13 protein-coding genes are annotated in these 13,853 nt (G+C 46.0%); 2 read left to right on the top strand and 11 right to left on the bottom strand.

Annotation, left to right across the window (positions count from 1 at the left end):
- Nucleotides 1-212 precede the first annotated feature (212 nt).
- From cyoD to DMO16_RS20585, 4 genes are read right to left on the bottom strand one after another with little or no spacing between them, the layout of a single operon-like run.
- Entirely contained in the window at nucleotides 213-518 is a 306-nt protein-coding gene (gene cyoD, locus DMO16_RS20600; RefSeq protein WP_129479870.1) for a cytochrome o ubiquinol oxidase subunit IV, read from the bottom strand.
- Nucleotides 519-1,118: a cytochrome o ubiquinol oxidase subunit III gene (gene cyoC / locus DMO16_RS20595; RefSeq protein WP_129479868.1), complete on the bottom strand. Its 600-nt coding sequence runs from the start codon at nucleotides 1,116-1,118 to the stop codon at nucleotides 519-521.
- Complete coding sequence (locus DMO16_RS20590) at nucleotides 1,118-3,076, bottom strand: cbb3-type cytochrome c oxidase subunit I (RefSeq protein WP_129479866.1); 1,959 nt, start codon at nucleotides 3,074-3,076, stop codon at nucleotides 1,118-1,120. The genes cyoC and DMO16_RS20590 overlap by 1 nt, the downstream gene beginning before the upstream one ends.
- Nucleotides 3,077-3,097: 21 nt before the next feature.
- A complete protein-coding gene (locus DMO16_RS20585) occupies nucleotides 3,098-4,015 on the bottom strand; it encodes a ubiquinol oxidase subunit II (RefSeq protein ID WP_129479864.1) in 918 nt (305 codons plus the stop codon).
- Nucleotides 4,016-4,279: 264 nt separating this feature from the next.
- Here DMO16_RS20585 and DMO16_RS20580 point away from each other — a divergent pair, with 264 nt between their 5' ends.
- Nucleotides 4,280-4,879, top strand: coding sequence for a cupin domain-containing protein (locus DMO16_RS20580; RefSeq protein ID WP_129479862.1), 600 nt, complete (start codon nucleotides 4,280-4,282; stop codon nucleotides 4,877-4,879).
- 54 nt (nucleotides 4,880-4,933) lie between these two features.
- On the opposite strand, the gene DMO16_RS20575 is transcribed toward DMO16_RS20580, so the two are convergent.
- The 6 genes from DMO16_RS20575 to DMO16_RS20550 all read right to left on the bottom strand — a co-directional run bounded on the left by DMO16_RS20575 (nucleotide 4,934) and on the right by DMO16_RS20550 (nucleotide 12,101).
- The gene (locus DMO16_RS20575) at nucleotides 4,934-6,130 is read right to left on the bottom strand and encodes a PDZ domain-containing protein (RefSeq protein WP_129479860.1); all 1,197 of its coding nucleotides are present in this window, start codon (nucleotides 6,128-6,130) and stop codon (nucleotides 4,934-4,936) included.
- Nucleotides 6,131-6,334: 204 nt separating this feature from the next.
- Nucleotides 6,335-7,795, bottom strand: a complete 1,461-nt coding sequence (locus DMO16_RS20570; protein ID WP_061971931.1) for a S41 family peptidase — start codon at nucleotides 7,793-7,795, stop codon at nucleotides 6,335-6,337.
- A gap of 153 nt (nucleotides 7,796-7,948) precedes the next feature.
- Nucleotides 7,949-9,154, bottom strand: coding sequence for a murein hydrolase activator EnvC family protein (locus DMO16_RS20565; RefSeq protein ID WP_074440545.1), 1,206 nt, complete (start codon nucleotides 9,152-9,154; stop codon nucleotides 7,949-7,951).
- 35 nt (nucleotides 9,155-9,189) lie between these two features.
- Nucleotides 9,190-10,083 carry a permease-like cell division protein FtsX gene (gene ftsX, locus DMO16_RS20560; RefSeq protein ID WP_129479858.1) on the bottom strand — a complete coding sequence of 298 codons (894 nt, stop codon included), beginning with the start codon at nucleotides 10,081-10,083 and terminating at the stop codon, nucleotides 9,190-9,192.
- Entirely contained in the window at nucleotides 10,073-10,759 is a 687-nt protein-coding gene (ftsE, locus tag DMO16_RS20555; RefSeq protein ID WP_176716388.1) for a cell division ATP-binding protein FtsE, read from the bottom strand. Before ftsE ends, ftsX begins: the two co-directional genes overlap by 11 nt.
- A gap of 469 nt (nucleotides 10,760-11,228) precedes the next feature.
- Nucleotides 11,229-12,101, bottom strand: coding sequence for a YitT family protein (locus tag DMO16_RS20550; RefSeq protein WP_241840617.1), 873 nt, complete (start codon nucleotides 12,099-12,101; stop codon nucleotides 11,229-11,231).
- 230 nt (nucleotides 12,102-12,331) lie between these two features.
- Here DMO16_RS20550 and DMO16_RS20545 point away from each other — a divergent pair, with 230 nt between their 5' ends.
- Nucleotides 12,332-12,586, top strand: a complete 255-nt coding sequence (locus tag DMO16_RS20545; RefSeq protein ID WP_061971929.1) for a hypothetical protein — start codon at nucleotides 12,332-12,334, stop codon at nucleotides 12,584-12,586.
- 108 nt (nucleotides 12,587-12,694) lie between these two features.
- Here the strand turns inward: DMO16_RS20545 and prfB are convergent.
- A protein-coding gene (prfB, locus tag DMO16_RS20540) for a peptide chain release factor 2 (protein WP_129479856.1) occupies nucleotides 12,695-13,796 on the bottom strand; the annotation gives its coding sequence in 2 pieces (ribosomal slippage) (nucleotides 12,695-13,723 and nucleotides 13,725-13,796; 1,101 coding nt in all).
- Between the last annotated feature and the right edge of the window lie 57 nt (nucleotides 13,797-13,853).

Here is a 13,853-nt window from a genome sequence, read left to right as displayed (position 1 = left end):
AGAGGGAAATGGTATTGTGCCGCTTGCCTACACTACTCAAGCGATGTACACATTCCCTCTTTAGAAGATTATTATCTACTATTTCAGCCTACGATCACAAATCAGCAGTGCCGACAATTCTTTCAACTCCAATTCGAGAGATGTTGTTAGGCATCTCCTCACCGCCCTAAACCTCCCAACCTCCGGCTCCACCAAGGGGACGGTCTATCATCTTAGTGAACTTGAGAGTTGAAGGTCATGATCCAGATGGATCCGGCGACAATGGTGAACACCATGACCGCTCCGAGAACGAGTGCCATGACATGAAACCTTGGCTTCTCACCCTCCCTGATGTGCATGAAAAAGAAGAATTGGATGATCAATTGAAGCACGGCGATCAACAATATTGAAACGGTCAGCGCCGTTTTGCTCATCACGTGCTGGATCACGAGCCACAGCGGAATGGCCGTTAGAAGCAGCGAAAACAAGAATCCGAGAATATACGTTTTGGCTGAACCGTGGTTTTCATGACTGCCCATTTACATCACCCCCAGCAAATAGACGACGGTAAAGATGAAGATCCAGACCACATCGAGAAAGTGCCAGTACAGTCCGACGATGGTGACCTTTTCTTTAGTCAGCGAGTCAATGCCATGCCGGCCAATCTGCACCATCACACCGATCATCCAGATCAAACCAAAGGATACATGAAGGCCGTGCGTACCGACCAGTGTGAAAAAGGAAGAGAGAAACCCGTTCTTTGAGATTTTTGCCCCTTCGGACGCCATCTTGGCAAACTCTGTGATCTCAAGTCCTACAAATGACAACCCGAGCAAAACGGTAACCGCAAGCCAGCCAAGGAGCTGCTTTTTGCTACCTTTATGCATGGCGAGTGAGGCAAGACCACTCGTAAAGCTGCTCGCGAGCAGAATAAAGGTCTCTGCGGTGAATCCCTTCACCTCGAACAGCTCCCGTCCGGTTAAATCGCCGTCCGTATGTGTCCGCAAAACGGCGTATACGGCGAACAAACAAGCGAAAATAATACAGTCAGTCACGAGAAAAATCCAAAATCCAAGCAGTTTAAACGTATCGTGCTGGTGCTCGTGATGAGCATCCACTGAGATAGCTGATTGTGCCATCACACAACCCTCCCTAAAGAAGCCTCTGTCCGTTTGATTTCATCTACAGGAATGTAGTAATCCGTGTTTCTCTGGAAGGAATGGGCCAGCAAACAAATACCAACTCCTGCAAGCCCGGCAACTCCCATCCAAATCCACTCGAACGTAAGTCCGAATCCGGCCACAAACCAGCATGCCGACATCAGAAACGGAATCCCTGAGTTTTTCGGCATATGAATCGGTGTATATTCTTTGATGTGGTCCTGAACGGCAGCTCCATATCTGTGATTTTTCATGTCCCACCAGGCATCGTCACTTTTCACTGCAGGAAGATGGGCAAAGTTATAGTGTGGCGCAGGCGACGGGATCGACCATTCCAGTGTCCGGCCGTTCCATGGATCGCCTGTCAGATCCCGCTCACCATGCTTGATGCTGTATAGAATCTGCCACACCTGAAAGACGAATCCGATTCCCATCAGAAAGGCACCAACAGTTGACACCATGTTATACGGCGCCCAGCCCATATCCCAGCCGTACGTGTATACGCGGCGGGTCATACCCATGAATCCAAGTGCATATTGCGGCATAAAACATACATAAAAGCCGATGTTCCATGTCCAGAAAGCCCATTTTCCAATGCGGTCGTTCAGTTTGAACCCGAACATTTTCGGCCACCAATAATAAAGTCCGGCCAAATATCCGAAAACGACACCGCCAATCAGCGTCTGGTGGAAGTGGGCAATCAGGAAGTAGCTGTTATGGTACTGGTAATCTGCAGGCGCTGCCGCAAGCATCACACCGGTTGCTCCGCCGACGAGAAAACACGGAATAAATGCGAGCGTCCAGAGCATGGGCTGCGTCATCGTGATTCGTCCCCGGAACATGGTGAACAGCCAGTTGAATATCTTAACCCCTGTCGGAATACCGATTGCCATCGTTGTGATCGCAAAGAACGTATTTACATCGGCTCCAGCCCCCATGGTGAAAAAGTGGTGGACCCAGGTGAAATAACCGAGTACAGATATGATCATCATGGAAAAAACCATCGATTTGTAGCCAAAGATTTTCTTTTTGGAGAACGTGCTGACGATCTCGGAATAAATGCCAAACGCCGGGAGGACAACGATATACACTTCCGGATGTCCCCAAATCCAGATCAGGTTGACATACATCATCGGATTTCCGCCGCCTGTAGCTGTAAAGATATGAGCACCGAAAAAGCGGTCAACAAACAACAAAGCGAGTGTTACTGTCAATACCGGGAATGCAAAGATGATGGTGATGCAGCTGGAAAGAACCGACCATGTGAACAGCGGCATCTGCATCAATTTCATTCCGGGTGCGCGCATTTTTAAAATGGTCACGAGGAAGTTGATGCCGGTCGCCAGGCTGCCGATTCCGGAAATTTGAATTCCCCAGATATAAAAGTTCTGTCCCGGGCCGGGGCTTCCGGCCAATTCGGAAAGCGGAGGATAGCTGAGCCAGCCTGCGTCCGGAGATCCGCCAATCACAAAGGACAAGTTAAAGAGCAATGCGCCGAAAAAGAACAGCCAGAAGCTCATCGCATTCAGGAACGGATACGCCACGTCCCTGGCTCCGATTTGCAGCGGAATAACAATGTTAAAAAGTGCAAACATGAACGGCATCGCCATGAAAAGAATCATGATCGTTCCGTGTGTGGTGAAAATTTCATTGTAGTGCTGCGATTGCAGAAAATGAGTGTTCGGCATCGCAAGCTGCATCCTCATCAGGAGGGCATCCACCCCTCCCCTGAACAGCATGAGCAAGGACGACACCAGGTACATAATTCCGATTTTTTTATGATCGACAGTTGTGAGCCATTCGCGCCACAGCCAGCCCCATTTTTTGAAATACGTCAGAAAAATAAGAATGCCAAGCAGCGTGATGATTATGGATACATCTGCGCCATAGATAAGCGGGTCACCCGTTACAAAAAATCCTTTCGCTTTTTCTCCCACTTGTTCTTCCCCCTGTCGTTTCTATTCGTTATCGTTGTCCATCATCGACATGTCGTGTCCGCCGTGTTTCATTCCTGGCTTCATGTATTTGCCTCCATTGCGGTCGATCGTGTCGAGAAATAACTTCTCGGGATATGAAGAGTAGGTTTGCTTTTCCGCCAGGCCTTTTTGGACAAGCTGCTGATATTTTGCTTCAGTCAGTACAGGAGCGGTCTTTTTCACCTGTTTGGCCCAATGATTAAATCTAGCCTGTGGTTTGGCTACCACCTTAAACTTCATGTGTGCAAAGCCTTTTCCGGTAAAGTTGGCACCGGAGCCGTAATAGGTTCCCGGTTGATCCGCCTGAAGCCAAAGCCTCATCGCCATACCCGGCATGGTGTATTCCTGACCGCCAAGCTCAGGTACCCAGAACGAGTTCATCATCTGATCCGACGTTAAATGAAACTGGACCGGAACACCGGCTGGGATTTCGACATAGTTAACGGTAGCAATTTTTTGGTCCGGGTATTGAAACAGCCACTTCCAATCAAGAGAAGTTACCTGAATGGTGATCGGCTTCACATCCTCCACCGGCGGCCTTACAAGGGAGTAGGTAGTTTTTGCCGTGTACACACCCAAAATACCAATAATAATAATCGGAACTCCCCACCAGACAATTTCTAATATTTTGCTGTCATTCCACTCCGGCGTATAAGGAGCTTTATTGCCCGGTTTATCGCGGTACCGATAAATGATAAAGATAAGCAGCCCCAACACTGGAATGACCACAACAGCACAAAGCACTGCGGATAAAATAATCAAATGTAGTTCCTTTTCCGCCACCGGGCCGGATGGATTGAAGATCAGATAGCGCCGGTCACAACCGGACAAAAACACCAGCAGACCTGCCGCCAGAACGGCTACCCTCCAAAGGCGGCCGGATGAAAATCGCTTGCTCATATGAACCTCTCCTTTCTTCTATTTACGTTTTCTCTTATGTGAAATAAGTACTATCTCATGCTATAACGATAGGCCTTATCTCATATGTGATAAATGTCACTGTTCCAGGCTGTTTTTATTTGTTGTGTGCGGATTGTCACAAAGTGGACAAACGAAATGAAAAAAGCCTGCCCGTGATGCAGGCAGGTCGATTAAGTATTCACGTTATATGGGCATTCGCATAGCCTAATGTAATCATGTCATGAGGGAAAGAAGGAATGGAATATGGCTCAAAATTTGAATTATACATCCCCTTCCGTGCAATTCAGCGCGACCATCAATACCAACGTCGTGACGAAAGACCGGCTAAATTACATTAATGTGCTGGGAATCAACGAGCTGAACACGCTGGACAATGTATCCCTGCTGGATATTTTTTTGAGCAGCAATAATGTGGTGGAACCTCATTATCACCAAAATGCGGCTGAATTGGTGTACTGCATTTCGGGTGCTGCTGTCGTTTCCATTTTCAACCCTTTCACCAAACAATTTATGCATTTTTCCATCGCTCCCGGGCAAGTGGCCAACGTTCCTCAAGGCTGGTGGCATTATGAAGTAGCCACCACGGATCAAACCCATCTGCTGGCCATTTTTAACTCGCCAACACCTGATGTCATTTTGGGGTCAGATCTGCTCAAGTTTACCCCTGCCAATATCATGGCCCACACTTATTGCTTGAACGAAAATCAGTGGCAGCAAACGGTAAACCCTGTGCAGCCCACCATGTTCATCGGCCCTCCAACGGACTGCGGCAATCGACCGGAGCCACAATACCCCATCCGATATTATCAACAGCCGCTTTACCAGCCACCATACGGTTCATAGCAAAAAAGGCATACCCGCGCATGGGCATGCCTTTTTCTTTGTTGCTTTTCTTGTTTACGAAACATCCACACTCTTTCTCTCGGTTACTTCGTGAACGAACAGCAAACCCAATTCATGGTGTTCGTTTTCATAAAGTGAACGCTGGGCAAACCTGATTTCCCCCTGGTGGTCAAGAATCTCGAGTTTACAGAACGCGGCATTGATCTGCAGCGCCTGGTAAAATTCGCTCTCATTGTTCAGGGAAACACCGTTTACCTTCATAACCACTTCGCCCACCTGAATCCCCATCTTTGCAGCAGGGGTACCCGGCACAACACCGAGAACCACAAGGCCATTGTTGCGGCGTGTAAAGAAGGGTTTCCCGTGATCGTCCTTCTGGCTGTTAATAACAGTAATCAGTTCCCGGCCAAGCATTCCACCAATAAGGGCGATGACAGCAAGGAGCGGAAGATCGGTAAACACACCGACAAGGGTGATAACCACGATCAATGCGCCCATCGCCAAAACCTGCTTACCTGTAGCTTTAATCGCTTCCTGTGGCAGCGAATGGGCATTCAGCTGACGAAAGCCCACAGCAAACGGAACAAGCAGGATGGAGTAGCCAACCGCCTGCATTCCGAACATCGGCCAGTCTCCCTGCGCCGGAATAGCGCCCATGGGGATCAGCAAAAATTGCGGTACAAGCCAAAACCGTGTCGCTTCATGGGCGCCGATATACTGCCCCCTCTTTCCTTTCAGCAGCCGGGGTGACGTCCTGCTGGAGCCTTTCCAGATAATCAATATTCCTTCCTGTATGACCAGCATGGCCATCAGGATGCCGAGTGAATCAAGCGGTGTGCTCTGTATATCCCTGACCCACTTGTCGATAAAATCAGTACCTGTCTCAAACCCCGGAAGAAACAGGGCAACAATGGACGCCAGTCCGATCGCATAAGCAGGGTTAAGAAACCTGGTTTTCATGGTCAAACCGAGCAGCAAATACATTAACCCGATTAAAGCAACCATTCCCATCGGAATCGCGATACCTGTCACAAGCAGGACAGCCGAGAACAGAACACCGATCAACAGACCGGGAAAAAAGGATTGAATCAAGTTATCAATCACCGGATGGACTTTTACTTTAAATTCTCTCCTTTCCCGTTTAACCCGCTTAAAGCCGATCACAAAAGCAACAATCACAAATACGTATGAAAGTGGATGCAAAAAAAGACCCGCTATTCCATCAAGCAGTTCTTTAAAGTAAATATCCATGGAACAAATCTCTCCTTAAAGCATCTTTTCTTAATTATTTTTAGTCGATTCCGGCCTCCGCCTGAAATGTTATTTTCAAAAAGTTTATCTCATTAATCTTTATAAGTATAACCTGAAAAGATGTCGGAGTGTTAGAAAATGTGTGGATTTTGTAAATTCATTCATAAGAAAACCCGCAAGCCTCGAGCCTGCGGGTTTTTCTCTTTAGTTCTTTTTGTTTGCGGCAATTTTCAATGCCGTTTGAAGCTGGAGATCGTTTTTCTTGTTACGGACTTGAGTAATGATTTTGCTTTCGATCTCACCCGCTGTTTTTTGATCAATTTTTCCGGATGGAGTTAGTTTGTTGGCTTTCTGGAAAGCTGTAACGGCGGTTTCAGTTTTTTCATCAAAATATCCATCCGCACGGCCGGGATCAAAGCCCAGCCCTTTCAGCATTTTTTGTGCAGTTTTGACTTGTTCGCTGTTCATATCATATGCAAGTGGTTTTTCGATGCTGAGCGGGCTGGAATAGAAGTAAGCCGGCTGCTTCACCGCATAGTTCGGTTTAATCCCTTTCTTGTGGATCCAGTTCCCATCAGGAGTCAGCCATTTGGCGAGGGTCAGCTTGACATTGCTGCCGTCCCCAAGATCAATGGTCTGCTGAACGGTTCCTTTACCGAACGTTTTTTCACCAACAAGCGGATATCCGCCCGCTTCTTTCAACGCTCCTGCCATGATTTCAGAAGCGGATGCACTTCCCCCGTCAACGAGTCCGACGATCGGGTAGTCTTTCTTTTCTTTCAGTTCGGAAACAAAGCGCTGCTTGTTTCCTTTGCGGTCCTGGATCTGAACAAACGGCTTGCCTTCAGGAATTATTTCCTTCAGCATGCTGTCCACCGCGTCCAGGTACCCTCCCGGATTCCCCCGGACATCGATGACCAAGCCTTGAATATCCTGGCCTTCCAGATCACTCAATTTTTTCTTAAAGTCCGACCCGGTGTCTTCCGAGAAGGAAGTAATGTTCAGCACCCCGATTTTCTTCCCGTCGACTTTCTGAACGTTCGAATAAACCGTTTCAATCGGAATGGTATCTCGTTTTACATCAATTTTCAAGGTGTCATTCACACCTTTTCGTTTGATGCCAAGTGTGACGGTTGACCCTTTTTTTCCACGTATTTTGAGGACAGCCTTGTACAGGTCGAGACCTTCCAGACTTTTTCCATCCACTGAAACAATTTGGTCATTTGGCTTTACTCCTGAACGTTCGGCAGGAGAATCCTTAAATGGAGCGATGACGGTCACTTTGCCATCGACCATGCTGACTTCCGTTCCAATTCCTTCAAAAGACGAATCCAGTGATTGGGTAAACTGGCTCGCCGTGTCTTCATCCATATAGACAGAGTAAGGATCTTTCAAGGTTTTTACCATTCCATCAATGGCACCTTCCAGCAATTTATCCGAACTCACCTTTTGGTAATACCTTGAGGAAATCAGCTGATAGGTTTTTTGAAGCTTTGCAAATTCCTCATCTTGGTTGACTGGTGCTTTTGTGCTCTTCAGTTCATTGACCGTTCCTGCATTGCCGATGGACTGGTCATTCTGTGACCACTTCATCCAGCCATACATGCCTCCCGCTCCAATTACAAGCGATAATACCATAAGAAGTGCAACAACTTTTCTTTTCAATTTCGCTCACCTCATTTGTTTGCAGAAAAAGGCATCACACCTTGCGGATGCGATGCCACTTTCAAAGTAAGAGATGGACCTGATGTATGTCCGCGTAACTCCTACTTTATATTATGAACAGCTTGTATTTTTATGTCCATATTTTTCTTCTGTTTACATATATGGACGAGGGTCAACGGCATTGGATTTGGATGCATTCCATGGCCCTTTGTGAAGTTCAAAGTGCAGATGCTGACCAAATGAATGTCCCGTGTTCCCCATATAGCCAATGAGCTGTCCGCGTTTTACCGAACCGCCCTGTACAACACGCTCTCTCATGTGGGCGTAAACCGTTGTCCAGGTCTGGCCGTTAATGTTATGCGTAACAAAGATTACATTTCCATAAGAGGAAGAGTAATCAGAACGGATCACTGTTCCGTCAGCCGCTGCATAAATCGGAACTTTTCCAGCCTGGGCGATATCCACGCCGGCATGGAACTTGTTCCAGCGTGAACCAATGCCAGAGGTGAAAACACCGGCTGCCGGCTTCATGATCATTCCAGAGCCTGTATTGGAAGCATTTTTCCCTGCGCTGCCGCTGGTGCTCTGTTGTTCACTTGCCTGTTTGGCGCGTGCCTTCTCTTCTTTGATGGCCTGCTCCTGGCTGTTTAACAACTCAGCCGCATTTTCGTATTTTTCAACGTCGTCTTCAATCTTGGAATGCTTTTTCTTTAAGGATGCCATCAATCTTGTTTTCTCTTTCTTTTGAGCATCCAGCTGCTTTTTCAAATCTTTCAGTTCTTTCATTTTATCTTCCAAAGCAGCAAGCTTGTCTTCAACCGTCTTTTTCTTATCTTCAAGCAGTTCTTTGTCCTTCTTTTGCTCTTCAAGAAGCTGGCGGTCCTGATCGGCAATCAGATTCAACGCTACTACCCGGTCAAGGAAATCACCGAAATTCTTGGATCCAAGCACTACCTCAAGATACTGGACTGCTCCGCCGCTTTGATACATGGAGTTGATCCGGTCCTTTAAGAGCTTGTCCCGTTTATCAATTCGTTTTTGAACAACCTCAATTTCCTTTTTCAGCTGCTCCACTTGATCTTTTGTATTATGAATCTCTGTTTCTTTTTTGCTGATCTTGCTTTCCGTATCAGCGGTTGATTGATCGATGCGTGCAATTTCATTTCGTGTTGCTTCCTGGTTCTTTTCATTTAGTTTAAGCTTTTCGTTTGCTGCGTCTTGTTTCTTCTTATTCGCCTCTTTTTTCTCTTTAATACTCTTTAGCGTTTCTGCGCTGGCTGTCGTAGATGATTGGTATGCTGTAATACCGCTAAGAGCGAGGCTCAATGATAGTGTTAATCCTGCGATCTTTCTATTCAACTCAAGTCCTCCCCTTTTCTACCCCTGTAATTGAATTATACTTTTAGGAATTTGCGTACGGAAGTCATGCTTCCCCATACTCCAATCAATCCGCCGATTACGGCCAGCATTATAGAAAGCTGAAGCACCATCGGATAGACCGGCAATAATTTAACGAACACGGTATCAAGCTGGTTGTTCACTTGTCCATGCAGGAACTCGTATCCAAATACCACCACGAGAATCGGGATAATCGATCCCATCAGACCAAGGGTAAAGCCTTCAATAAAGTACGGCCAGCGGATAAATCCGTTTGTGGCTCCTACCAGTTTCATAATTTCAATTTCTTTGCGGCGGGAAAGAATTGTAAGTTTAATCGTGTTGGAAATGAGGAACATTGCTGTAAAGATCAATCCAACGATCAGTACAAGTCCGACATTTCTGGCTACGCCTGTCACTTTGAACAATCGCTCAACGGTTCCCTGTCCGTAATCTACTTTCTTGATATGATCATACTTTTCAATTTCAGAAGCGACAGTTGATGTATCCTGAGGCTTCTTGGCTTTAATGATGAAGGCATCTGGTAATGGATTCTCATTTTTTAAGGATGAAAAAGCCTTCCCTTCATCTCCAAGACTCTTGATCAATTCCTGTAGTCCATCTTCCTTGGACTGGAATTTGACTTCATTCACATTTGGGATTTGCTCCATTTTCTGTTGCAAATCGTTATATTCGCTTTGTTTGGTCGTGCGGTCAATATACGCCCGAATTTCCACATCGCCTTCAATCTGGCTGGCAAGATGGTTCAAGTTTAATAGCACCACTAGAAAAACGCCGACAAGCAATAAAGTAACCGTTACCGCACTAACGGAGGCAAATGACATCCAGCCATTTCTTCCGAGACTTTTAAATGCTTCTGCAAAGTGACGTTTTAGGGTTCTAGATTTCATACCCGTATTCCCCCTTCTGTTCGTCACGCACGATTCTGCCGCCTTCGATGGCAATTACGCGCTTTTTGAAACTGTTCACAATATCTTTATTATGGGTGGCCATCACTACCGTTGTGCCACGTTCATTGATTTCTTTAAAAATGTCCATGATTTCCCAAGCCGTTTCCGGATCTAGGTTTCCTGTCGGTTCATCCGCAATGATAACCGGAGGATGGTTGACGATGGACCGTGCAATAGATACACGCTGCTGTTCTCCGCCTGATAGTTCATCAGGGAAAGAACGTGCCTTATTCTTCAAACCTACGAGATCAAGCACTTCCATGACCCGCTGGCGAATGACTTTTGGCGATTCTTCAATGACTTCAAGCGCAAAAGCAACATTCTCATATACGGTCAGCTTCGGCAGCAATTTGAAATCCTGAAAAATGACGCCAATTTTTCTGCGCATTTTCGGAATATGTCGTTCTCTTAACTTCGCTAGATCAGTCCCCTGAATAAGAATGGAACCTTTTGTCGGTTTTTCTTCCCGGTACATGCACTTAACGAAAGTGGATTTGCCGGCACCGCTTGGCCCGACTACATAAACAAATTCACCTTTATCTATGTAGATATCAATCCCATTTAAGGCCATCACGCCATTGGGATATGTTTTCCATACATCCTTCATTTCTATCAACGTAATTCACTTCCTTATTTCATGAACTCTAATTTCCCAAACCACTTTTTTCATTCGACAATCTTTTTTAACCAATTCATATAAAACTGGTGTTTTTTCCCGTAATCCCTATTATAACATCGGATTTTGCGATTTTTATTACAGTTTGATTTCAAGTTGGTAACTTCCTGAATCAAAACAAGGGACTATTTACCTATCTTTCAGATCTGCCGCCAAAGAAAATCCGACAGCTTTCGCATTCTTTAGAAAACAGGCGGGGACGGCCTGTTTCCTTGCCATGCCGGTATTTAACTTGAACAGACTTTTTTTATAGTTAACAAACATACCCTTTCGCCTTTACTAGCCCTGTCTTGTCGGTAGAAGTGAAAGAATTAAGCTATATCCATAATTTCTCAATATTCCGCAACCTTTTTCACCGAAAAAAAAGAAGCGTTTGAAATTGAGATCCAACCGCTTCTTATTGTTAAATTTATGCTCGTTTGAATCCTTCCCCCAGCACTTCGTTTGCATTAAGCAGGATGACGAATGCGGAAGGATCCACTCCTTTTACATACTGTTTTAATTTTGTCACTTCGTATTGTGCAACAACGCACATCAGCATCGGGCGCTCGTCCTGTGTATAACCGCCAAGCGCATTGATCTTGGTCACACCACGATAAAGGTCAGTCAGGATTCCCTGCCTCATTTCTTCTTCCTGGTCTGAAATAATCAAAGCGACTTTGGACACTCCAAGCCCCATCTGGACCACATCAATCGTTTTTGCGGTTAAGAACATGGCAATTAGTGCGTAAAGGGCTTTTTCCAGACCAAAAACAAGGGCTGACGACAGCACGATGGTTCCATCGATAAAGAGGATACATGTTCCAAGCGATATTCCGAAATATTTATGAATAATCTGGGCGAGCAAGTCTACACCGCCTGTTGAAGCCTTGCCTCTGAAGACAATGCCAAGGCCGGCCCCGACACCCAATCCGCCAAATAAAGCACCGAGCAAGGGGTCATTCGTTGCAGCTCCCCAGCCAGTGAAAAGAAAAACAAAGAAGGGCAGCACCAGGGTACCAATCAGTGTTTTTGCGCCAAATTGTTTTCCGAGAAAAATAATACCGGCAAAAAACAACGGAATGTTCAATGCCCATTGCACGTAGGAAGGATCCCAGCCGGCCACCCATTTCAGGATGGTGCTGATCCCGCTGACACCGCCGGAAGCAATTTTATTGGGCAATAAAAAAACAGAAAAAGCCAGGGAAACAAAAGCAGACCCGATAACTACAAAAATATATTCCAAAGCGAGTTCTGCTTTTGGCGGCAAAACTCCTCTGCGTCTTCGCAAAGCTGTCATCATTCGTTCATTTACCTACTTTCCGAACGTTCTCTAGTTGTAAAACCATAAAACCCGACTCATTATATCACTACTAGTCTGCCCTGTGAATGAGATTCCGATGACGCGGTAAAGGAATAAATGGAAGGGGTATTCCTACTATTTTACTTTTGTCGAAAGATTCTTAACATTTCCGGACAAGATTCGGTTAAAATTGAACTAAACTCCGAGACAGAAAGGGCGATGTTTAAAAAATGGATGAGAAAAAGATGTATCTTCTCATTTTGCAGCGTATGGAGGAAGCACTGAGCAGACTGGATGTGTATCAAAAAAAGCTGGACACAATGGAACACAATTTTGACCGGTTTGAACAGGATTTGGATCATTATCATTCGGCGGTGCTTCAGCGCTTTGAACAAATGGAACATTATATTTCCTACCTTGAACATGAAATTGAGGTTCTGCAGCGCAGTGTACCTATGCCTGAACAATCCCTGCCCCTTCAATAAACTACATATCCATGCAAAAAAAGCAGCCCGGTGAAAACTCCGGGCTGCTTTTTCATCATTTCATAAAACCAAAAAGCCGGACCTGATCAGGACCGGCTTTTACAAAAATTATTTAATCTGCGAACGAAGGTATGCATCAATAAAGGATTCAATATCTCCGTCCATTACCGCTTGAACGTTCCCCATCTCGGTGTTGGTGCGATGGTCTTTGACCATGCTGTACGGGTGGAACACATAAGAGCGGATCTGGCTTCCCCAGCCGATTTCTTTTTGTTCCCCGCGGATTTCCGCCAATTCGGCTTGCTGTTCTTCAATCTTGCGCTGCAGCAGTTTGGCCTTCAGCATTTTCATGGCATGATCACGGTTCTTGATCTGTGAACGTTCGGTCTGGCAGGATACGACGGTGTTTGTCGGGATATGCGTAATACGAACGGCCGAGTCCGTCGTATTTACATGCTGTCCGCCTGCGCCGCTGGCACGGTACGTATCCACTTTCAAATCTTCCGTACGAACATCAATTTCTGCATCATCATTAAGTTCAGGAACCACATCGCAAGAAACGAACGATGTATGACGGCGGCCTGATGAGTCAAACGGGGAGATTCGCACCAAACGGTGAACCCCTTTTTCCGCTTTCAAATAGCCATAGGCATTGTGGCCTTTGATGCCAAGGGTAACGCTTTTAACACCCGCTTCATCTCCCGGAAGATAATCCAGCGTTTCCACCTTAAATCCTTTTCGTTCCGCATAGCGGGTGTACATGCGAAGAAGCATGGAAGCCCAGTCCTGTGACTCCGTTCCGCCGGCACCCGGGTGAAGCTCAAGAATCGCATTGTTTTTGTCGTGCGGCTGGTTTAAAAGCAGCGAGAGCTCAAACGTATTCAGCGCATCAACCATATCTTTCAGATCTCGTTCCAGTTCTTTCTGCATGTCAGCATCAAACTCTTCCTTCAGCATATCATGCGCGACTTCCAAGTCTTCATAACGGCCGTTCAGATCTTCAAACTGGTTGACTTGCTCCTTTAATCCGTTGGCTTCACCGATCACGGTCTGTGCCGCGTTTTGGTCATCCCAAAATTCCGGTACGCTCATCTTTTCGTCCAGCTCGGCTATTTTTGCCTTCTTTTGGTCGAGGTCAAAGAGACCCCCTGAAGTCCGCTAATCGCTTAGCCATAATATTGAGTTCTTGCTTAATTTCTACTAATTCCATCTCTGCCACCTCGTATTTTTGGTTCATCGTGAGTATATGCTTAGCTGTTGTAAATAG

The sequence above is a fragment of the Fictibacillus sp. S7 genome (assembly GCF_004127935.1).
In the GTDB taxonomy this organism is placed as follows: domain Bacteria; phylum Bacillota; class Bacilli; order Bacillales; family Fictibacillaceae; genus Fictibacillus_C; species Fictibacillus_C enclensis.
The sequence above is the reverse complement of the archived record's forward strand: the minus strand, read 5'-3'. Positions and strand labels throughout refer to the sequence as shown.

What these genes read in the sequence shown, in the direction of transcription:
- cyoD (WP_129479870.1), bottom strand. Translation starts at nt 518, where the DNA reads ATGGGCAGTCATGAAAACCACGGTTCAGCCAAAACGTATATTCTCGGA.
- cyoC (WP_129479868.1), bottom strand. Translation starts at nt 1,118, where the DNA reads ATGGCACAATCAGCTATCTCAGTGGATGCTCATCACGAGCACCAGCAC.
- DMO16_RS20585 (WP_129479864.1), bottom strand. Translation starts at nt 4,015, where the DNA reads ATGAGCAAGCGATTTTCATCCGGCCGCCTTTGGAGGGTAGCCGTTCTG.
- DMO16_RS20580 (WP_129479862.1), top strand. Translation starts at nt 4,280, where the DNA reads ATGGCTCAAAATTTGAATTATACATCCCCTTCCGTGCAATTCAGCGCG.
- DMO16_RS20575 (WP_129479860.1), bottom strand. Translation starts at nt 6,130, where the DNA reads ATGGATATTTACTTTAAAGAACTGCTTGATGGAATAGCGGGTCTTTTT.
- ftsX (WP_129479858.1), bottom strand. Translation starts at nt 10,083, where the DNA reads ATGAAATCTAGAACCCTAAAACGTCACTTTGCAGAAGCATTTAAAAGT.
- DMO16_RS20550 (WP_241840617.1), bottom strand. Translation starts at nt 12,101, where the DNA reads ATGATGACAGCTTTGCGAAGACGCAGAGGAGTTTTGCCGCCAAAAGCA.
- DMO16_RS20545 (WP_061971929.1), top strand. Translation starts at nt 12,332, where the DNA reads ATGGATGAGAAAAAGATGTATCTTCTCATTTTGCAGCGTATGGAGGAA.